Source organism: Clostridium sp. (assembly GCF_050717545.1).
Taxonomy (GTDB): domain Bacteria; phylum Bacillota; class Clostridia; order Clostridiales; family Clostridiaceae; genus Clostridium_AD.
The window spans coordinates 1-20,884 of record NZ_JBOITN010000019.1 but is presented as its reverse complement, the minus strand read 5'-3'; the positions used below and the strand labels follow the sequence as shown (position 1 = coordinate 20,884).

The following is a 20,884-nucleotide window of genomic DNA, read 5'->3' as shown; positions in this document are numbered from 1 at the left end:
TTTCTAATCCCCTTATGCATCTTCTTATCGTATAGTTACAGCTACTTGACTTTTAACATTGTCCTCTAAATTCAAAATATCCTTTCTTCCAACAGAATAATATTCTATGGATCTTTCCTGAACATCCGATATTTTGTGACAATTTCTTCCATCAAATATGATAGGAGTTTTCATTGATTTTTCATATTCTTCTAATTTTAAAGACTTTATCTCATTCCATTCAGTAAATATAAATGCTAAATCTGCATCTTTTAATGTTTCCTGCGGAGTGCTCACATATTTTATTTCAGTAGGATATATCTTTTTAAAGTTTTCCGTACCAACTGGATCATAAGCAATTATTTCTGCTCCTTCATCTAAAAGCCTTCTTACATTTGGTATTGATGGAGCCTCTCTTAGATCATCTGTTCCCGGCTTAAATGTTAATCCTAAGACCGCAACTTTTAATCCTTTTAAACTTCCAAATCTTTGTTTGGCCTTTCTAAAAAGCTTATATTTTTGATTTTCATTAACTTCTATAGTCGCCTTTATTGTTTTTAATTCATAACCACTATCATTTGCTAGCCAATGAAGTGCCTTTGTATCTTTAGGAAAACATGAACCACCATACCCTAGCCCTGCATTCAAAAATTTATCTCCTATTCTTGAGTCATAACTCATACCTTTTGTTACATCTTCAATGTCTGCTCCAACTATTTCACAAAAATTCGCTATTTCATTTATAAAGGAGATTTTTAAAGCTAAAAAATCATTTGAAGCATACTTAATCATTTCTGCACTTCTTCTATTAGCTACAACTATCGGTTTATCAAATCTTGCGTATATTTCTTTTAATATATCTCCTGCATTTGTTGATTCCACACCTATTACTATTCTACTTGCATACAATGTGTCGCGGACCGCTGTACCTTGCGCTAAAAACTCTGGATTTGAAGCAACTTCTATTTCAACATCATTATTTAAATGCTCTTTTAAAAATTCTTCCACCCTATCATTAGTTCCTATAGGAACTGTAGATTTAACTACAACTAAACAATCTTTTTCTACATTTTGAGCTATTTGCAATGCAACATTGTATACATAATCTAAATTGGCTGAGCCATCTTGTCTTTCTGGTGTGCCTACACCTATAAATACGACATCTGCATCTTTATATGCATTAACATAATCCGTAGTAAATGTTAACTTTTTTGATTCATAATTTCTTTTCAAAAGTTCATCTAATCCTGGTTCATATATAGGTGAAATTCCTTTTTTCATAATCTCAACTTTTTTCGCATCAATATCCACACATGTTACGTTATGACCAACTTCAGATAAACAGGCTCCCGTAACCAGCCCTACATAACCTGTTCCCGCTACAACTATCTTCATAAAACTTATTCCCCCATCTTTTGATTAACTGCTACGTAAATTATTTAAAAATAATTACGAGCTTTCATCAACTAGTTATTAATTTCAGGTTAAATCCCTTTATCTAGCACCCTTATCCCCAAACAGTACCCTCACTGTTTTAAATATAAGTCCTATATCTACAAATGTACTTCTATGCGCCAAATACTCTATATCCATTTCCATCCACTCTTCAAAGCTAACATCGCTCCGCCCTCTAACCTGCCAATAGCAAGTTAGACCCGGTTTTGCAATTAACCTTTGTTTCTGTAAAGACGTAAACTGCGCTACTTCTTTTGGTAGACTTGGCCTCGGCCCTACAATTGACATTTCTCCATTTAATATATTAAAAAGTTGAGGCAGTTCATCTATGCTCATATTCCGTATAAATCTACCAACTTTAGTTATTCTTGGATCTTCTTTCATTTTAAACATAGGTCCTGACATTTCATTTTTACCGCGAAGTTCTTCCAAAAGACATTCTGCATCTGTACACATAGACCTAAATTTATACATCTTAAATGCCTTACCACCTTGTCCTACTCTATTTTGACCAAAAAAAACGGGTCCCTTAGAATCCAACTTAATCCAAATAGCAACGACTATCATCACCGGACTTAGTAATAAAATTCCGCATAAGGCACCTACAACATCAATTATTTTTTTAATTATAAAGTATCCCATATTTTTCTTACATTCATTAACAATATCCACCTGAATAACTCTTAAATTTCTTTCTACTTCTTGCATTCGTATCCCCCCCCCCATTTTTAAATAATATTATATTTTCCCCTTATACATACCTTTAAAGTGTTTCACATTAAAAATCCACTGTTCTACATATATCGATCTATTCCAACATCTTTTTATGTTTTATAGATTTATAAGCATCAAAAAATTAGCATTCTTTACAACTTGTTTTATCTCGTTAAATAAAGCATTTAATATACATTGTAATACATTATTTTGTATTTTAATACGTTATTATTTACAATTCAGTATATCATAACATTTACAAAAAGTTTTCTTTTTTTTAATATTTAGTCATAGTAATATTTGCATCATTTTTTCTACTATCCATATCTTCTAATTACTCACCCTAGTATATCCTCTTTCCCTACCTTTTGCACTACTTTCTTATCACTACGCTTAATCTTATATAATTGTTCTTAAATAAATTATATCTAAGCTAAACAAATAAATGCTTGTCTATTATAGTTGTAGATTTATTATATGTAATTTAAAAGGATAAAAAGGAGCTCTGAAAAAACTCAGAGCTCTTTTTTTATATTTTCAATTTATCCCTTAACTAGTTATGCATAAAGTAAGCAAAAGCATCTGTTGCCTCAGTAGCACCCATGTTTCTCACATGCACATCATTCCCTTGGTTATCTGCAACATATGCCAAAGTATAGCTTCCACTATTAACCCATCCCATAAATGCAAATGTATGAGTTGGATACCCTGCCCAGTCATTAGTTGTAAAAGCAATACTTCCTGGTCTAAGCTTTTTAATATCATAAGACTTACTCCATCCATGTGATCCTAGATATCTTAAATACTGCTTTGTATTACATGTCCATGTTGGCACAGGTATACCTATCCTTCTCATTGCTTCGCTTGAAAAGTACACACAATTGTTAGAGTAATCTCCACCATGTAGTTGCACCGCCCTACTTAATACACTTCTAACATTAGCTGCTGGTCTTAAATAGCTTGCAAACCTGGCTTCAATAACTGTTTGATTTGCACCATATGCTGCAACAATTTTAGCTGCCTCTATTTTAGCGATTTTATCTGATTCTATTTTAGCTAGTCTTGCTGCGTTTGCATTAGCAAGCTTTGTAGCTTCTACTTTAGCTAGTCTATCTTTTTCTATTTGAGCTAATCTATTTAATTCAACTCTTTTAACTCTATATGCATCTCTTTTTACTATTTCCTCTGGGGTTAAAGTAGCAGGATCTGCCTTCTCAAGCCTTTCTTCCTCTACTTTATCTGTTTCTATTCTAGCAATTCTATCCGCCTCTACTTTAGCTAATCTATCTTCCTCTACTTTAACAAGCCTATCTGCCTCTACTTTTGCAAGCCTGTCCACTTCTATTTTAGCTAGTCTATCTGCCTCTACTTTAGCCAGCCTGCTCGCCTCTGCTTTAGCTAATTTATCTACCTTTATTTGTTCTGCTCTATCTGATGCTGCTTTAGCTATCCTGTACTTTTCTGCTATCTGTGCTTGCTTAGCAGTATCTGCTCTCTCTGCAGCTATTCTATCAATTTCTTCTTGTTTAGCTTTCTGCGCAGCCGCCTTTGCAATTTTAGCATCTTGGGCTTGTTTTGCTAGCTCTGCTTCTTTTTTTACTTTTTCTGCTTCTTCTTTTACTTTATCTGCTTCAACCTTTGCAAGTCTGGCAACTTCTGCTTTTGCCGCTTTTTCTGCAGCTATTTTTGCAAGTCTCGCCTCTTCAGCTTTCCTTTCAATTTCTTCTTTTTTAGCTTTTGCTATAGCTATTGTATACGTTTTTCCTTTTTTAACTAGTGTATTTCCTGTAACTGCTGGTTCTGAGATAGTCTTTTTTTTAATTTTAGAACCTAAGATAGTCTCTTTAGTAACAGGTGGTACAGACGTTACTGTACTTATATTTTTTTGAACTGAAAGATATGTATTATTTATTCCTAGTTCTTCCGCTTTACTCGTAATTGTATTACTTGCAATTACCCATGCACTTGTACTTAATAATGCGACCGCCGTTACTGCTGTTATTACCACCCTCGTTTTTATTCTTTTTTTCAATTGTCATGTCCCCCTAAGTTTCTTATTCCTTTTTAAATTATAGTAAGGTAAACTAATTATGTAATCTAAATATATATTCGCCATATTCTATAATAATCGTCCAAAAAGATGATTCCTTAATACAGAAATCATCTTTTATTGTTGTTTGCAATATATTTTTTTAATTAACCCATATTAATGATCCTCTAGAGACTTTGTCATAAACCTATTTTTCCATACTTACTTGCACCCGGATGTCCAATTACTATATGATCTTATGCTCCCAACAGTTCGGTAGGACCTCATTTTATACTAATAATTAAAATTTTTCCTTTGAAAGTAAGTTCGTACATAACCGGTATGCGAACATAATTAATTATGCATAAAGTAAGCGAATGCATCTGTGTAATACGTTGCACGCATGCTTCGTACATGAACTGTATTTCCTTGGTTATCTGCAACATATGCATAAGTGTAATCCCCACTATTAACCCATCCCATAAATACAAATGTATGAGTCGGATATCCTGCCCAGTCATTAGATGTAAAACAAACACTTCCTGGTGTAAGTTTTGTAATATCATACGTGGACACCATGCCCCCCTAAACTTGCTTGTCCTACTAAACTTGTATTTAAGTTAATTCATTCTTGTAATACTGTCATAATCCTTTATTTATTATGCTACAAGTATCGACAAATATTTCAACCGTTTATTTTTTTAGATGTCTAGCATATTAAAAAATTATTATAATCAAAAGCACCCCTTTATAAGTGCTTGAACTCAAATTATTATTATATTCAACTCTTCTTCTATAATTCTCGTTGAAAAATATGATTCCTGAATATATAATTCATTATTTCTTTTGTTTCCATCATATATTTTATAATTTCTCGATTTTTTAATTAACCTAATTAACCCATATTAATGGATATTACTTGACATAAACTTATGTAAACCATATACTTAACCTTGTAAAACATGTGCTTTATTGGAAATTAAACACTATTATAAACATATGATATAATTTATGCGATTTTATAAAAGGAATAATTTGTAAATTTGCATAATATAAGCATTGGGGGCGAGTTAATGTGAGTGAACAAATTGTTCAGCAAGAGGTAAAATCTTATTTTTTAAAAAAACATTTTTTTAATTTTAAAGTTGTTAAGGCACTCAAGGATTGTAATAACATTGAAGCATACTTACATAGTAAAGATTATTTAAACAAATTTGATTATAACCTAAATCTAATAATTTCTGATGGATTTAGCAATGAGGTTGAAAATAGTTATTTTATATATAAAGGCTATACCCCCAATGGAAGTTTAGGTCTGTTAAAAAAATATACTATTCTAAATGGAGAAGTAAAAAAAGTTATAGGTGTAATTGAGTCTGATATCATTATTATAGATTTATATGAAAAAAGTATATACCTACATAGTTTCACTAAAGATAACCTTTATATTACTGGGTATCTAATAAAAGCTGAAACAAAATCCGAATTAAACAAAAATTTAATTTTCAGCAATGAAAAAGTTAAAATAAATATTAAGAACATCAATAAATTTGATATTACTGACGTAGTTGATGATTTCATAAATAAGTTTATCATGTAAGACTCCCCACATTGGGGAGTTTTTTATTTTAGTAATTTTTATATGTTGCGTTTAAATAAATAAATTTAGTTTTACTATTGACAAGTTGCTTTTAAAATATTAAACTAAATTAAAGAAGTTGTGTATAAATAAACCATTTAAGTAATTTTTATATTTTATCCAGATAATAAAAATACTAATAACGTAGATTATTTTGCACAATCTCTTCATGTTACAAACCATTTACGAACTAAGCTATTTATGAAATAAACTTTCACTGTAAAATACAGTGAATATTTTTTAACATTTCAGTTGCTTTCAAGACAATGGAACTAATGTTCCAAACAATATCAAGGGGGAATAAATATAATGGCTAAGTACAGACAAATTTATACCGATTTTTGGAGTGACACATTTATACTCGAACTTACACCTGAAGAAAAACTTTTTTATCTATATCTTATATCAAATTCAAAAACAAGACAAAGTGGTGTTTTTGAGGTATCTAGTAGAATCATACAAATAGAGACAGGTCTTAACAACGAAGTTATAGAGAAGTTACTTAATAAATTCTGTGAGTTAGGTAAAATCTTATACTCCACAGATACAAAAGAGATTATGGTGCTCAATTGGATGAAATACAATATACCAAATAATGTAAACGCAATCAAATGTGTTAATCGTGAACTATCCTGTGTAAAACATAAAAAATTTCTTAAAATTTTATATGATAAATGTAAAGTTGCTAAACTAGATGTGGATAAAATTTTCCAGGATATCATTATAGAAGAAAATAATGAAGTCCAAGATAATAATAATCGCGAAAAAAGTGAACCATTAGAGCTATGTAGAGATTACCTGCTCTATGCGCCTTTCACTGGAGATTTACAAGCCCCTTACCATGCCCTACCAAGTAATAGAATAAGAAGTAATAAAGAAAAAGTAATGAGTAAAGAGCAAGAACTAATAAATAAAGAAGAAGAAGAAGTAGCATCTAAAAGTGGAGAAGGTCCTTGTGCAACTAATTGCGATGGGTTAAAAGGTGTGATTAAATTATTTGAAGAAAATGTACAAGCTATCACACCTTTGGTATATGAAAAAATATTAGAATTCACAAAACATGTAAGTGCCAACGTTATTATTATGGCAATAAATGAAGCCGTTGATAATAATGCCAAAACCATAAACTATATTTCAAAAATTCTAAATAGCTGGATAAGTAACGGTATAAGTACAGTGCAGCAGGTAATAGCATATCAAAAACAGTGGGCAAGTAACAAGAAAAGCTCGTCTACGAAAACCGTTAAACCTGGTAGTTTCTGTGATTATGAGCAGAGAACATATGACTTTGATCTCTTAGAAAAAGGACTCTTAGGCCAATTATAGATGGAAATTATTTTTCAATATATTATTTTTTTAAAATTGAATAAGGCGGTGTTTTTATTATGGAAAAACTAGTTAAAAAGGCGAAAATGAGCGAAGATGGAGCTTGTCAGGAGATAATAGGAAAATTCAATTACCTGGTATATAAAGAAGCTGCGAGGTATCATATTCCAGGATACGACCTAGAAGATCTTGTTCAGCATGGATATTTAAGCATTTTAAAAGCTATAGCAATGTATAAGCTTGGTAGCAACAGTTTCAACGGCTATTGCATTAATGCTATAAAAATGAACTACAAAGCCCTCTTAAAAGGAGAGATAAAACATTTTAGAGAAGTTCCTAATAATGATATGCTAGATTTTGATACTGCTGAGAGTTATGAATTCACCTTAGAAGACGAGGTAATCGCATATGAGGAAGTGAAAAAATTGTATCTTTCTCTAGAAACTCTTGAGCCTTTTGAACGTTCAATATTAGAAAGGTTTTATATCAAAGGGCAATCACTAGGAGAGATCGCCTCTGATAGTGAGAAAAGCTACCATTACTTTTCAAGAATCAAGAAAAAAGCCCTTGGAAAACTTAAAGCACTCATGTAAAAAAATATATTTAAGAACCTCCGCACAAAATACTTATAAGTCATATATAGTAAGTGAAAACAAATTAAAAGGAGGAATTAAAATGGCAGTTATTTCTACAAAGGTAGCAAGCGCATTAAAACTTATAATGCAAACAGGTATTGATGAAAATGGGAAGGACAAATTTATTACAAAAACAATGAGCAACATAAAAGTTGACGCATTGGATGAAGACGTCTTTGCAGTAGGAAAGCTCATTTCAGACATGAAAACTTTTCCACTATTCGGACTTGATAGACAAGATCAGTATAGCTTAACTTCTAACTAATTTACTGATCAAAACTTAAATAACATTAAAGAATTTAAAGGGGGACAAGTAATATGCATAATTTAGTGATGAGGTTTTTAACAAGTATTGAAGGAAAATATTTTTCTTTAACTGTGGATGACATTAGAGCTGACGAGTTTGGAGTACCAACAGTAACCGAGGCTGAGGTAAATGCCCTAATGGATTTAGTCATAACAAACAACATTTTTGCATCAGCAAATGGTAGCTTAACTGGCAAGAAAGATGCTAAAATAGTTACTACTGAAACTAGTGCAGTTGCAGTAGCTTAGTAAGAAGGCAGTGCCGATGGTGGCACTGCCTTTTTTTATAATGTTTAAGTATCATATGAGCATACTGTTTATATAAATAGCAGCCTATAATTGGGCCTCTAAATGATTTTATTTTATATCATTGCCCATAACCGTTTCATCTACTTCAGAACTCATTAGTTCTGTCTTTTTTACTAAATCCATAAATTCCGTTTGTAGTACAACCTTTTCATTTTGATCAGAAGCACTTTTTTTACCAATAACGCTTTTACTAGCCCTTACAGTACTACCAACTACAGTCATATCAGACATAGCATTATATTTTTCAATAATTTGTTCTTGATTTTTTTTACTTGTACTTAAAAAGTATATAAAAGATATAAAACTTCCTATTACGCCTACTATAACCATAATTAAACCTGTACTCAAATCTAATTTCCCCCTCTACTTTATTAACTTATTAGCCTTAAGTTGATTTATGAGATTTATTAAAGGTGCTAATTGTGGATCCTTTTCTTTATTCTTTGAATGTTTTAATGCTAGATTATAATTTTCCATAACTTTAGAATAATCTCTTTTTTCTAGTGGATTGTCATCCTCCATAGCTGCATATAGCAATGTAATTTCAACATATGCTCTCAGATAATCACGATTATTCTTTATTACTTCTTTAAGTACCTTTTCACTTTTCGCGTACTCGCCAGTATTACTGTATATATCAGCAATGTTGACGTAAATATATGGCATAGTAAATCCCATATCAATAAGATTTTGAAAGCAATTCATTGATTTATTCATATTTGCTTTAAATTGTGCCTTATTTTCTGGTTGCGACATAGCTTTGTTAAAATAGGCCTTTCCTTGCATCTCAATTAGTTCAGCATCGTTTAGTTCCTTGAGGTCTCCAGTGGCCCTCTCCAAAGTTGCAATTTCTCTATCCAGAGAGTTTGGGAAACTCTCTGGATTGTTAATATAGAGTTTTGCTATAGACTTATATCCCTTAAGCTTTATTTCATTATCTTTGGAATTTATAGCTTTTTCAAAGTTCAGAACTGCCTGTGGATAATCTTTTTTGATGGTATTTATCTCCCCTAACACATATTGAATTGTGCTTTCTTCACCATTATTACTTTTTATATCATTAATTATATTCTCTGCCTCTGCTATTTTATTTTCTTTTCCTAGACTAACCACTAAATCCCTCTTGTATGCTATTATTGTATTACTTATTTCTGATGCTTTTTTAAAATAAGATGACGATTTATTATATTGATTTTGATTAAAGTATGCGCTACCAACAATATATAAAATTTGATCATCATTTTGGAAATTATCCCCCAAAGCAAATAAATCATCTTCCACATAGCTTATACACTTGTCATATTCTTGCTGTACAAAATAAGTTCTTGCAATTTCTCTGTAACTGTCTACCCTTTTAGGTAGTTTTACTTGTGCCTGCTTCAAACTAGAAAGCCCTTGGCTAACTTTATGTTGTTTCACTAAAGATATACCGTTCCCTAATAAAGAACTATATAATGATTCCTTCTCCTTAGCCATTGTTTTAAATCCTGAAGTAGTTAACATAACAAAAGAAATAAATACTAAAGCACTAACAATTTTCTTAAAATAATATTTTTTAACAGCCCTTTTATAAGTAGAATTAAGCTTGTGTATATTATTAAAATCATATAAAAGTTCTTCTGCATTTTGGTATCTATCATCCGGGTTAGGTTGCACACATTTGCGAATTATAAACTCTAGCCCCTCTGATAATGAAGAATCTACTTCTCTAAGCTTTGTGAAATCATATGGAGGTTCATAAGGTGATTTACCGGTTACAAGATGATAAAGAGTCACTCCTAAGGAGTATATATCTGTTCTGCCATCCGATTGAGTGTCCTTATTTTGTTGTTCTGGCGCAGCATATCCCTTTGTATAACCTAAAACTGTATCCTGCTGACTTCCCTCTTTAAATTCTCTCGCTATACCAAAATCTATAACTTTTAATTTCCCATCTTTAGTAAGCATTACGTTGTCTGGCTTCATATCCCTAAATATAATAGGGGCAGGCTTATGATTATGAAGATAAATAAAAACCTCACAAAGTTGCTTTCCAAAATCCACTACTTTCTTTTCTGATAATTTTTTTTTCTCCTTAAGTTCTTGTTTTAAACTAACACCATCTACATAGTCCATGATTATATAAATAGTATCATTTTCTTCAACGATATCTACAATTCTAGGCAAGGACGGATGATCTAACTGTTTTAATATATTAGGTTCAGCTAATAAATCAATAGGACTATTAATATCAAAAAGCATTTCTTTAATGGCCCAATTATTTTTAAGGGATGTATGCTCTGCAAGGTATACTCTACCCATACCACCTTGACCAATCACTTTTATAATTTTATATTTATCATTAAATACTTGATTAATCTCCAGCACAAAAACTCACCTCATCTTTAATTTTCCCTTACTATTTTCATTAACTCCATAAAGTCTTCTATACTGTTAAGTTCGACTTCAATATCAACAGATGCTTTGTGATCGTAAAGTCTCGTAGCTTTCACTACTATTAAATCCTTAATCTCCTCATCCTCTAATATAATTTCACCTGCTAGTGGCCTAACATCGAAACCTGTAATTTTATTGTCTTTTATTTTATCTAAGACCTTTTCTTTATCTAAATCCAGTTTCCCAATCTTTGAAGTTTCTAAAATAAGTTTTACCTTATCATCCTTTATTTCTGATTTAAATGACAGACTTAATTCAACAGGGAAGTACTTCCATACTTTTTGCTTTACATATATATCTATCTTATTATTTGCTATAGATATTTCTACACCATCCACATTCCCTTTCTTCTTCATCTCTGACAATATTAACCCTTTTAATTCATCTTCTGTTAAACTAATTGTTGTTTCCATTTTTCTCTGTTTTAATGAAAAGTTTTTTGGCACAGCTTTTAATAACATTGCCTTAACATCAAAAGATTTGTCTACAACCATATTTGCCCTATATTTATGTACTGGAAACAAAACCATTAAGTATACAATACCAATAATGGCCAAAACAGTAATAAATATAAATAAGTTTTTAATTGTATTTTTCAAATTAAATCACCTCTATAAAATGAATTTTTGAAATGCAACTATTGTTAAATTATCATTTCCATGTCTTTTTAATACTTCTAGCCCAATTTCTTTACATATGCTTTCTAACCCCTCATTATCATGAATCTTATCCTTAAAATACATTAAAAGTTCCTGCTCTTGTATAAAATTATATACTCCATCCGTGCATATTATAAATATATCATTATTATAAATTTGCAACGTATTAATATACGGAAACACTTCTTTATTACCGCCTAAAGCTCTTGTTATAACATTTTTTTTAGGATGATTTATATACTCCTTAAATGTAATGTGACCGCTTTCATATTGTTCAAATGCTAAAGAATGTTGCACATATATTTTCGTAATTTTGCCCTCTGAAATTTTATATATTGCTGTATCCCCTAGATTTGATATCAGTAATTTATTATCTATAATATTTACCATAGAAAAAGTGGTCATGATTTTTTTACCAAGATCCATAGACTTCTTATAAATGTACTCATTTACTTGCTCATACTTTTTCTTAATTAGCTTATTTAGATAATTTACGTCGCTGGTGTCTACTTTTGAAACTTCGACCTTAAAAGCATCTACCGCAAGTTTACTTGCCTCTTTTCCAAAAGAGTACCCACCAGCTCCATCTGCTACTATAAATGTAGGGTTTGTAATATCCTTAATGATAAGAAAAGAGTCTTGATTCTCTTTCCTTATTCCCATATCACTATAAGAGCCACAAACTAAACTATTTTCATTTAAATTCTGTGTATCATATAAATTAGGCATATAGCCCTCCTTACTCTATAGTTATTTCTGTATTAGCTATTTTAAATTTTCCTGAAACAACTTCACATATTCCTTGCACTTTTTCATCATCTACATAAGTCCCATTTTTTGATTGAAGATCTTCAACATAAAGCTTTCCACCCTCAATAAAAAATCTAACATGTTTTTTACCCAAGTATTTGTCGGTTGTAATAACCAAATCACATTGACTAGGGTCTCTTCCAATAAATACTTCTTTTTTCATCATTTCATATTTCTTTTTTATCTCATTTTCTAAATAACTTAGAGCTTTTAGTCGCTTATCAGTTGCTCTAAAATCTATTATTTCTGTTTCTCCAGGTTCTTTTATGCCTATTGATTCAATAATGGTTTCATCAATTATTTCCTTTCGCTCGCCCAGTGATAGCTCTGGAATTTTACTAAAAGTAATTTTCTTGTTATAGCCACTATCAGTTACAACTTTATCTTTTGCCCTTCCAACTATTTCTGTCTTCCCTTCTGAATCATCGGGTTCATCAGAATCATATTCATTTCTTTCACTATCTACTTTCCTCTTTACAGCTTTTGGTGTTTTTTTATTTGTTTTTGCTAGATAAATTAGTGCTATAGAATTTATTAATACTACAATTACTAATAAAATAATCAATGAGTTCTTATCCATTTTACACTCTCCTTTTAATATCTCATGTACAAGGCGTTAATTTGTATCCTGTCTTTTTAGTAAGATAATTGATATCCCGACACAAATGAAAGCTATTGCTATTAGAATGTACCAATTATTTAATAAATTGCTTAAATTATGATCATAATAACTAGGCATATCTTTAGGTAGCTCTGGCAACTTTGGATTTTCAAGTTGAATTTTTGTAGGTATATCGTTAAGCCCATAAGTTACTGCCATAGCTCTACCAGCCCACTTACTTACAGCAAGAGAACCAATTACTGAACTAAGCCCATCTAGCTTAAATACAAGCCCTGTAAATACCAATTGAGGTATTAAAATAATTGGAGCTATGCCCATAGCCCTGTCTGTATTTGTAACCATGGTAGATATCGTAAGTCCCATAGCCATAGATGAAAATGTAGTTAAGAATACAGTTATAAATGTTTCAATTAACCTGTTTCCTATAAGTCCATCACCCGATACTTTTACAAATACACTAAAAAATAATACCAAAAGAGTCGATTGCAAAAATGATAACACACCAAGTATTATTATTTTAGACATAACGTATGGGAATAATTTTAAATTTACTGCTCTTTCTCTTAGATATACAGTTCGCTCCTTACATATCTCTTGAATAGAATTTAAAACACCAACCCAAACGCCAGCGCATGCAAGCGTAAATATAACAGACTTTGCATCCTCATAATAACTAAATGCATTAGACTTAAGTACCATTGAAAGTAAGAGCGCAATGATCACAGGCTGAGCAAGTAAAAAAGCCAATCTCCCCGTATCCTTAGTTATAAGTTCCAGATACCTCCTACTAAAAATTACACACTGCTTAAATCCATTAATAGAGTTTTTCTTATTTAACTTTCCTGTGTTTTTACTCTCACTAAACTTTTTGTTGTCTAGTGCCTTATAATAAGCATTGTATTGAGACTTAAGGAATAAACCTCTCCACTTATCTGCTTCAAAGTTTATTAAATCATAAATGTCAGCATATTCTTCTACTTCAAAAAAGCTTAGTGACCCCTCAGGAAGTCCGAAATAACAAAGTTTACCTCCATTACCTAGTATAACTGCCTTGTCGCATAAATTAATGTTAGCTGTAGCATGAGTAATGAGTATTATAGTTTTTCCATTATCAGCAAGCTTTCTTAGAAGTTTCATCATGTTTCTTTCCATACCTGGGTCTAGTCCCGATGTAGGTTCATCTAGAAAAAATAACTTCGGATCCGCTATTAATTCTACCGCTATACTTACCCTTTTTTTCTGACCACCACTTAATTGTTTTATTAAAACATTTTCTCTACTTGTAAGTTCTACTTCCTCTAAGACCTGATGTACTCTTTCCAATAATTCCTCTTTCGTTGTATCTTGAGGCATTCGGAGCTCTGCTGCATACATCAACATTTTTTTAATTGTAAGTGCGTCATAAACTATATCTTGTTGTGGTACATATCCTAATACACTTTTATATAAATTATAATTTTCATAAAAATCATCATTATTAATATAAACCTTACCTTCTGTTGGCAGCCTAAATCCATTTAGAGCATCCATAAAAGTGGACTTACCAGCTCCACTACCACCTATCAGTGCTACTAATTCACCAGGCTTTATTGATATAGTTATATCATCAAGAATTTTCTTAGACTTAGATCGTAGGAGACCCTTAGTGTCCTTAACTACTTTTGAAATATGAATAGCATCAAGTCTTAATCCTTTAGAAATCACATTGTAATTTAAGGCATTATCTTTAAAGATTATTTTTGTGTTTCCAACAACAATAACGTCATTTTCTTTTAGAGCTGTTTTACATCCTAAGTATTCTCCATTTAAATAGGTTCCATTAGTACTATTTAAATCTTCTATAAAATAAATATTATCTCGCTTAAATATAGATGCATGTTCTCTAGACAAAGAAGGGTGCTTTAAAGATATATCTATTCCCTTTGCCCTGCCTATTGTAATTTTATCCTTACCTTCAAGAGAAAATTTAATCCATCTTTCTTCTCGATTATCCAGTATTCTAGAATAAACTATAACCACGCTATTTTCATTAGACTCTTCCATGTTATCTATTTTAATATTATCTCCATCACACAGTTCTTTTGCCTTTATGGATATATTGTTTACATGCACGCCATTTGTACTATTTAAATCTTTTACATAACATTTACTGTTTTCAACATATATAACTCCATGTCTCCCAGAAACTACTGGCGATGTGATAATTATGTCATTACCTTTATTCCTTCCGAAGCTGTATTCACTTTTAGATGAATTATAATGAATTTCTACTTCCGAAATTTTTTCCCCTCCAACATAAAAGGTCAGTATATTTTTATATAATTGTTCCTTTTTCATATCTAATCCCTACCCTCATTTCTTTTTTTAATTATTGTAACTCCTAAAATTATTAACTGAATTACAACTAAACCTGCTAATCCATAGAGCATTAAATTAGTATTATCTTTTTTATTATCTGCCTTCTCTTTTTCCTTAACTTCTTTATTTGTATCCACTTTGCAAGCTTCCTCTTTATCATCATTTGAAGCTTTTTCATCAAGCTCAAAATCTTTTAATTGTAGTTTTGAATAATAAATCTCTGTAGGTGAATAATCCTTTATATCATTATCCACAAGAGTAAGATTTTTAAGATTTACAAGACTTGCTAAAGGAGATATATCTTTAATCTGATTATGCTCAAGCGACAATGTATTAAGTTTCGTTAATTTCTCTAAAGGTTTAATATCTTTAATTTGATTACCAGCTAATATTAACATTTCAAGTTTAGTAAGCTTACTTAATGAACTTATGTTAGATAAAGGATTAGCTTGGGCTCTTAAAACCTGTAAGTTTACAAGATCGCTTAAAATTTTAATATCACTAATGACATTATTGTTAATCCTTAGTATTTGTAGCTTTGTTAAATCCTTTAAGCTATCTATATCACTTATTTTATTATCATCAATCCATAGAGTTTTAATTTTAGTCAAATCTTTTAATGGGCTTATACTCCGTATAATATTTTCGGACATTGTTAGGTTTTGTAAATTTTCAAGTTCTTTTAGACAATCTATTAATTCAATCCTATTTTTATCAAGATTCAATTCTTCTAAATTTGTAAGCTTTTCTAAGAATTTAACATCTTCAATATCATTGCTTTTGAGGTTTAGAATCTTTATGCTTTTTAAGTTTTTAAGTGCTTCTAAGTCTGAAATCTTATTAGATTCCAAATTTAGTTCAGTTAATTCAGTTAAGTTTTCTATCCCACCAAGATCTTTAATGTTTTTTTCAGATGCATCTAAAGTCTTTATTTTTTCTACATCACTTTTTGTTAATGTTCCTGAAGGTTTATCTAACATAATTCTAATAAGATTTTCTAGCTGAGCATCTTTGAATTTAACATTACCCGCAGCGTATACATTAAAATTAAATGATAAAATAAAACTTATAATGATTATTATCCCAAGTATAATTTTCACAGGTTTATTCATAAAATCCCCCACTTATTTATTCCCCCTAAAAATCTTATTTTAGAGGGAATAATTTTGTTTATTTTTATTTAATTTTAGTATTCAGGTTTAGTACTTTGAGTTGTATTTATAGGTACTACTTTACCTTTTACTATATTAAATACATGCCAATAATTTCTGTTATCTGTTACTTCTCCAGATGTTGGAACGTTAAATGTATTTGCTAAAACATTATTTTTATATACTTTAACTATGGCATTAGATTTATTAATAGTTGCGGTAGAACTAAAGTCTTTAACATAATAACTATATTTACCAGTCTCCATACTTAGTATAGTTGTCGTTTCCGGTCCATATCCATTTGTTTTGTCAATATCAAGTTTTACCGTTTCATTACCATCCAAATCTTTTATAACCTTATTACCATAATATACTTCACTAGATAATAACCCCTCTTTTGTTGGTATCATTAGGTATGAATCTAAGTCGCTAGGCTCTACCCCCCAAGTTAATACAATTCTATACTTAGCAAATTCATCTATTTGATTTAATATAATATTCTGAGTAAGTTCTGTTGCTTCTACAGTCACATTAGTATACTCAGTTGTAAATCCATCTTTTATAACCTCAAAAGTATAGCCTCCTTTTGAAAGTTTCACATCATATTGACCTAGCTCGTTTGTACTAACCTTTTTAAATATTGCACCAGTTTTATTATCACTACCAGTTCTTATATTAATTGTTGTAGTAGTAATCGCACTTTGATCTTTTGAATTCATAACTTTACCACTTACTTTTATCATGTCATAAAATACTGCCTTAACCGTTGTATTTTTATCCATTGTAATTTCTACAGGATTTATAACTCCAGTAAGGTCACCTTCCCAGTGAGAGAATATTACATTTTCCTCTGGAATCGCAGTAAGTTTTATTTTATTAATCCCTACATTCTCTTGTTTCACGCTTCCCTTTCCAACAAGTTCAACTGAAAGCTTATAAATTTCCTGCTCAGGTATTTGATTTAATACAACATCCTTAGTCAACTCGCTATTTTCTAATGTAATATTAATGTATTCAGTTATAAACCCACTTTTCACAACTTCAAAAGTATAGTCTCCTTTTAAAAGTGTGGTATCATATTTACCCATTTCATTACTATTTATGCTCTTATATATTTCACCAGTTTTATTGTCTTTACCAGTTCTTATATTAATTACACTAGCAGTAATCGTACTTTTATCTTTTGAATTGGTGATTTTGCCACTAACTCTTTTGACATCATTGAATACTGCTTTAACAGTTTTATCTTTATCCATTGTAACTTCTACAGGATTTGTAACTCCATTAAGATCACCTTCCCAATTAGAAAACACAGAATTTTCTCCTGGAATTGCAGTAAGTTTTATTTTATTTACACCTACATCTTCTTGTTTTATGCTTCCGTTACCAACAACTCCAGAATTAAGCTTATAGGTAATAGGTATAAATACAGCTTTTACCTTTTTATAACCATTCATCTTAACATCAACAACTGGATTTGTCCCTGAAATATCCCCTTCCCAGTGATCAAACCTATACTCATTTTTTGGCGCAGCCGTAATCCTAACTACCTCTCCATACGCATACGTATCTCGATATATACTCCTGCCTATTTTTCCAACACCGGATACTTCCGTCTTCAAAATATTCTGGTCTATTTCAAAAATTGCATGTATCTCTTTATTTCCATCAATATTAACAACTACCGGGTTAACACTACCAGTAACGCTTCCAGTCCATTTAACAAAATGCCATCCAACATTAGCTACAGCAGTTAATTTCACCTTTTTATCCTCTAAGTAAGTATCATCACTAGGATTTTTCTCGATACTCCCCTTACCTGAAATAATAGTTATAATACTGTACTTTTTGTTTTGTAATGTTACATCTATTTTTTCTTTTATATCACCTACAGTTGCTGTAAGTTCAAATGTTCCATCTTTAACATAACTAACATCAGCATCTTGACCCTCTGTTTTTACTAATTCAGCTATGTCATTATTCACACTCCAAACTGGAACAATTTCCATTACTTTTCCCATTTGGTCATAGCCAATGACATTAAATTTCATAGTATCACCAACGCTGCCAGCAGATCCTCCACCAGTTATTTCTAACTTTTCAAGTACTACACCCTTTACTTCTATAGATTTTTTAAATTCAGCTTTACCTATACTAGCTGTTACTTCATCCTGTCCAACAGCCTTTCCCTTATAATTTGCTTTAGTAGTATCGATTTTGTTTATGCTACCAACCTTTGAATCCTTTACTCCCCATTCTGCATTAAGTTCTTTTATTACATTTCCATCTTTGTCCTTTTGAACAAGCCTGCTAGTAGTATCGTTTCCTACCTGTAGTATGTCTTTTTCTACTATAATGCTAATAGTTAACTTTATTTGATTAAGCTTACTCTTTATTTCAGAATCTTTTGTATCATCATATCCATTAACCAATGTTTTTATTGCGTCCTCGGTATTTCCTTTAATTATAAATACATCTGATAACATCAAATAAAATTTTGGTTCTTTGGGAAGTATCCTTATACCTTCCTTTAAGACCACTATAACCTTATCATATTTTTTCAAACCTATATAACCCTTTGCAAGTCCTATCCTAGCATTTACACTTTTTGGATTAATCTTTAATGCATATTCAAATTGTAATATCGCTTGATCATATTTGCTTTCAAGTAGATATTTATTGCCTATCCCTACAAATTTAGTAACCTTACCATTTTGAACTGCTTGCACACTAAAAACACCTATACATAACATAATTATAAGTGCCAAAATTGATAATATAATTTTTTTTGTTCTTTTATTGCCTTTAATGTCTTTCGATTCCATTTAATCCCCCTAGGTTCTGTTTTTTATTCTAATACTCCTATGATTTATCTAATATATAATTTTTTCATAAGAGTATTACAAATACTTATCTATATTAATCTACTTTTATACTTATGAGTTAATATCTAGAATTAGACTTATTATATTAGAATTTATAATATGATTTAATTAGTCTTTTACAACCCTATTTTCTTAACTTAGTCAATCTTTTCAATAACTTTTATATTTTTTATACAGTAGAGTTGTGTTAAAATTAAATTGTTCTAATCTCTAGTATTCAGAACAATTTTTTAGCTGATTTTTATAGCCACGCTTTTGTAGGAACAATAACTCAATGGATTAAACTAGGCATGAAAGAATCACCCGAAATATTAGTTGATGGAATCAGAAATATACTTGAAGGGACTATGCCTCATGCTTTGAATAGGTATGCAAAATAGGGACAGTTCATAAGGTTTTAAAAAATGATTCTGGGAAACAATCTGTAATAGTTTTTGTACCTAAAGTATCTTCAGGTTTAATCACCATATCTGCTAAAGTCATTCTATCAGCTCGATTAAATCCTAAACATGCTGACTCCAGTATATTAGCTTTATTGTCTATTAATCTAGCTTTTGAATATGTATGAAATGTTTTATTAAAAGCATTAAATTCATCAAGTATTGAAATTTTAGAATTAGTTAGTGAAGAAATACTTTCCATTACTCCACTCACATTCTCCTAAAGATGTATAACTTTTGGGCGATAATTTAATGATATAACTTACCTTAAACTAATTGCCTTACCATCTCCACCACCTAATTTTGTCCATATGTAATTATGTTGTGCAACAGCATTTGAGAAGTCTTTCTTTTTCCAGCTATTTAAATAGGATGTTAATTTATCCCCATCACTAAAATTATTATCTTTTATAATTTGCAAAAGTTCATTACAAACCGTAGGAGTTATATTTTGTTCACCATAAGTAAGTCCATCTATTGCTACTATTTTACTGTTAATTAATTCATGCATTTTAATGTAGACTCGTTTTTCCTCCATTATCTTTGAATCTGCTAATGCTTGTGCATCTGCTACCGCTTGTTCTTTTGCCATTTTTTCATCAGCAATAACTTTAGCTTTTTCATCAGCAATAGCTTTTGCTTTAGCATCTGCTATTTTTTTATCATTTGCTTTCTTTTCAGCTGCCTTTTGTTTATTTAGCTGTTCAATTTTCAGTGCATTCTCTTTATTAATTTTTTACGCATCCCCATACCTCCTAAATAATCTGTTAATAACAGTATATACTAGTTTAAGCTCTTTACATAGTTTGTCAGCGTTTGCTAGCAGTTTATGTTTGCTAAAAATGTTGTTTTAAGGGTAATTTTAGAATATGATTTTTAGAGGATTACATCGTTTGTTATAGAAGTATATAATAAAGGTAAAGTGGAAACGTTTATTAACGATATATATATTAAGTAGATTTTGATTTTGTATGATTATATTTATATTATATAAGGGGGTGTAATTTATAATGGTACCTATAGGAAGGACACTTGAAAAAAAAGTGTTTGGATTATAGGTGCTTTTTTTGTATAATTTATATATAGATTGGATGGTGGCAAATGAGTAAAATATTATTTACCGAAAAAGAT

General features: G+C 30.6%; 20 protein-coding genes. 6 read left to right on the top strand and 14 right to left on the bottom strand.

Annotated elements, in window-relative coordinates; all coding sequences use genetic code 11:
- Positions 1-24: 24 nt before the first annotated feature.
- From ACREVX_RS04375 to ACREVX_RS04360, 4 genes are all read right to left on the bottom strand, one after another.
- Positions 25-1,374 carry a UDP-glucose dehydrogenase family protein gene (locus tag ACREVX_RS04375; protein ID WP_431542948.1) on the bottom strand — a complete coding sequence of 450 codons (1,350 nt, stop codon included), beginning with the start codon at positions 1,372-1,374 and terminating at the stop codon, positions 25-27.
- Positions 1,375-1,473: 99 nt separating this feature from the next.
- Positions 1,474-2,142 carry a sugar transferase gene (locus ACREVX_RS04370; RefSeq protein ID WP_431542947.1) on the bottom strand — a complete coding sequence of 223 codons (669 nt, stop codon included), beginning with the start codon at positions 2,140-2,142 and terminating at the stop codon, positions 1,474-1,476.
- A 559-nt stretch (positions 2,143-2,701) separates the two neighbouring features.
- A complete protein-coding gene (locus tag ACREVX_RS04365) occupies positions 2,702-4,180 on the bottom strand; it encodes a hypothetical protein (protein WP_431542946.1) in 1,479 nt (492 codons plus the stop codon).
- A gap of 351 nt (positions 4,181-4,531) precedes the next feature.
- Entirely contained in the window at positions 4,532-4,756 is a 225-nt protein-coding gene (locus ACREVX_RS04360; RefSeq protein WP_431542945.1) for a hypothetical protein, read from the bottom strand.
- Positions 4,757-5,252: 496 nt separating this feature from the next.
- Between ACREVX_RS04360 and ACREVX_RS04355 the strand changes: the two genes are divergently transcribed.
- The 5 genes from ACREVX_RS04355 to ACREVX_RS04335 all read left to right on the top strand — a co-directional run bounded on the left by ACREVX_RS04355 (position 5,253) and on the right by ACREVX_RS04335 (position 8,332).
- Positions 5,253-5,777, top strand: coding sequence for a hypothetical protein (locus ACREVX_RS04355; protein ID WP_431542944.1), 525 nt, complete (start codon positions 5,253-5,255; stop codon positions 5,775-5,777).
- Positions 5,778-6,125: 348 nt separating this feature from the next.
- Entirely contained in the window at positions 6,126-7,142 is a 1,017-nt protein-coding gene (locus ACREVX_RS04350) for a DnaD domain-containing protein (protein ID WP_431542943.1), read from the top strand.
- An 86-nt stretch (positions 7,143-7,228) separates the two neighbouring features.
- Positions 7,229-7,735, top strand: coding sequence for a sigma-70 family RNA polymerase sigma factor (locus ACREVX_RS04345; protein WP_431542942.1), 507 nt, complete (start codon positions 7,229-7,231; stop codon positions 7,733-7,735).
- 82 nt (positions 7,736-7,817) lie between these two features.
- Positions 7,818-8,042, top strand: a complete 225-nt coding sequence (locus ACREVX_RS04340; RefSeq protein WP_431542941.1) for a DUF1659 domain-containing protein — start codon at positions 7,818-7,820, stop codon at positions 8,040-8,042.
- 53 nt (positions 8,043-8,095) lie between these two features.
- Positions 8,096-8,332, top strand: coding sequence for a DUF2922 domain-containing protein (locus ACREVX_RS04335; RefSeq protein WP_431542940.1), 237 nt, complete (start codon positions 8,096-8,098; stop codon positions 8,330-8,332).
- Between the two features lie 108 nt (positions 8,333-8,440).
- Here the strand turns inward: ACREVX_RS04335 and ACREVX_RS04330 are convergent, their stop codons facing one another.
- The 8 genes from ACREVX_RS04330 to ACREVX_RS04295 form a co-directional block, all read right to left on the bottom strand.
- The gene (locus tag ACREVX_RS04330; protein ID WP_431542939.1) at positions 8,441-8,740 is read right to left on the bottom strand and encodes a hypothetical protein; all 300 of its coding nucleotides are present in this window, start codon (positions 8,738-8,740) and stop codon (positions 8,441-8,443) included.
- A 15-nt stretch (positions 8,741-8,755) separates the two neighbouring features.
- Positions 8,756-10,759, bottom strand: coding sequence for a serine/threonine-protein kinase (locus ACREVX_RS04325; protein ID WP_431542938.1), 2,004 nt, complete (start codon positions 10,757-10,759; stop codon positions 8,756-8,758).
- Between the two features lie 17 nt (positions 10,760-10,776).
- Positions 10,777-11,427, bottom strand: coding sequence for a hypothetical protein (locus ACREVX_RS04320; protein ID WP_431542937.1), 651 nt, complete (start codon positions 11,425-11,427; stop codon positions 10,777-10,779).
- A gap of 12 nt (positions 11,428-11,439) precedes the next feature.
- Positions 11,440-12,216: a protein phosphatase 2C domain-containing protein gene (locus tag ACREVX_RS04315; protein WP_431542936.1), complete on the bottom strand. Its 777-nt coding sequence runs from the start codon at positions 12,214-12,216 to the stop codon at positions 11,440-11,442.
- Between the two features lie 10 nt (positions 12,217-12,226).
- A complete protein-coding gene (locus ACREVX_RS04310; protein ID WP_431542935.1) occupies positions 12,227-12,877 on the bottom strand; it encodes an FHA domain-containing protein in 651 nt (216 codons plus the stop codon).
- A gap of 36 nt (positions 12,878-12,913) precedes the next feature.
- On the bottom strand, positions 12,914-15,256 hold the full coding sequence (locus tag ACREVX_RS04305) for an FHA domain-containing protein (RefSeq protein WP_431542934.1): 2,343 nt from the start codon (positions 15,254-15,256) through the stop codon (positions 12,914-12,916).
- 2 nt (positions 15,257-15,258) lie between these two features.
- Positions 15,259-16,389: a leucine-rich repeat domain-containing protein gene (locus ACREVX_RS04300; RefSeq protein WP_431542933.1), complete on the bottom strand. Its 1,131-nt coding sequence runs from the start codon at positions 16,387-16,389 to the stop codon at positions 15,259-15,261.
- A 74-nt stretch (positions 16,390-16,463) separates the two neighbouring features.
- Positions 16,464-19,253, bottom strand: coding sequence for an InlB B-repeat-containing protein (locus ACREVX_RS04295; RefSeq protein ID WP_431542932.1), 2,790 nt, complete (start codon positions 19,251-19,253; stop codon positions 16,464-16,466).
- A gap of 257 nt (positions 19,254-19,510) precedes the next feature.
- On the opposite strand from ACREVX_RS04295, the gene ACREVX_RS04290 reads away from it, so the two are divergent.
- Positions 19,511-19,693 carry a TetR-like C-terminal domain-containing protein gene (locus ACREVX_RS04290; RefSeq protein ID WP_431543084.1) on the top strand — a complete coding sequence of 61 codons (183 nt, stop codon included), beginning with the start codon at positions 19,511-19,513 and terminating at the stop codon, positions 19,691-19,693.
- A 7-nt stretch (positions 19,694-19,700) separates the two neighbouring features.
- Here the strand turns inward: ACREVX_RS04290 and ACREVX_RS04285 are convergent, their stop codons facing one another.
- Together ACREVX_RS04285 and ACREVX_RS04280 are read right to left on the bottom strand one after the other, a co-directional pair.
- Positions 19,701-19,967: an oleate hydratase gene (locus ACREVX_RS04285; RefSeq protein WP_431542931.1), complete on the bottom strand. Its 267-nt coding sequence runs from the start codon at positions 19,965-19,967 to the stop codon at positions 19,701-19,703.
- A gap of 48 nt (positions 19,968-20,015) precedes the next feature.
- A complete protein-coding gene (locus ACREVX_RS04280) occupies positions 20,016-20,345 on the bottom strand; it encodes a DUF6241 domain-containing protein (RefSeq protein WP_431542930.1) in 330 nt (109 codons plus the stop codon).
- Positions 20,346-20,884 lie beyond the last annotated feature (539 nt).

What these genes read in the sequence shown, in the direction of transcription:
- ACREVX_RS04375 (WP_431542948.1), bottom strand. Translation starts at nt 1,374, where the DNA reads ATGAAGATAGTTGTAGCGGGAACAGGTTATGTAGGGCTGGTTACGGGA.
- ACREVX_RS04370 (WP_431542947.1), bottom strand. Translation starts at nt 2,142, where the DNA reads ATGCAAGAAGTAGAAAGAAATTTAAGAGTTATTCAGGTGGATATTGTT.
- ACREVX_RS04360 (WP_431542945.1), bottom strand. Translation starts at nt 4,756, where the DNA reads ATGGTGTCCACGTATGATATTACAAAACTTACACCAGGAAGTGTTTGT.
- ACREVX_RS04350 (WP_431542943.1), top strand. Translation starts at nt 6,126, where the DNA reads ATGGCTAAGTACAGACAAATTTATACCGATTTTTGGAGTGACACATTT.
- ACREVX_RS04345 (WP_431542942.1), top strand. Translation starts at nt 7,229, where the DNA reads ATGAGCGAAGATGGAGCTTGTCAGGAGATAATAGGAAAATTCAATTAC.
- ACREVX_RS04340 (WP_431542941.1), top strand. Translation starts at nt 7,818, where the DNA reads ATGGCAGTTATTTCTACAAAGGTAGCAAGCGCATTAAAACTTATAATG.
- ACREVX_RS04335 (WP_431542940.1), top strand. Translation starts at nt 8,096, where the DNA reads ATGCATAATTTAGTGATGAGGTTTTTAACAAGTATTGAAGGAAAATAT.
- ACREVX_RS04315 (WP_431542936.1), bottom strand. Translation starts at nt 12,216, where the DNA reads ATGCCTAATTTATATGATACACAGAATTTAAATGAAAATAGTTTAGTT.
- ACREVX_RS04310 (WP_431542935.1), bottom strand. Translation starts at nt 12,877, where the DNA reads ATGGATAAGAACTCATTGATTATTTTATTAGTAATTGTAGTATTAATA.
- ACREVX_RS04305 (WP_431542934.1), bottom strand. Translation starts at nt 15,256, where the DNA reads ATGAAAAAGGAACAATTATATAAAAATATACTGACCTTTTATGTTGGA.
- ACREVX_RS04300 (WP_431542933.1), bottom strand. Translation starts at nt 16,389, where the DNA reads ATGAATAAACCTGTGAAAATTATACTTGGGATAATAATCATTATAAGT.
- ACREVX_RS04295 (WP_431542932.1), bottom strand. Translation starts at nt 19,253, where the DNA reads ATGGAATCGAAAGACATTAAAGGCAATAAAAGAACAAAAAAAATTATA.
- ACREVX_RS04280 (WP_431542930.1), bottom strand. Translation starts at nt 20,345, where the DNA reads ATGGCAAAAGAACAAGCGGTAGCAGATGCACAAGCATTAGCAGATTCA.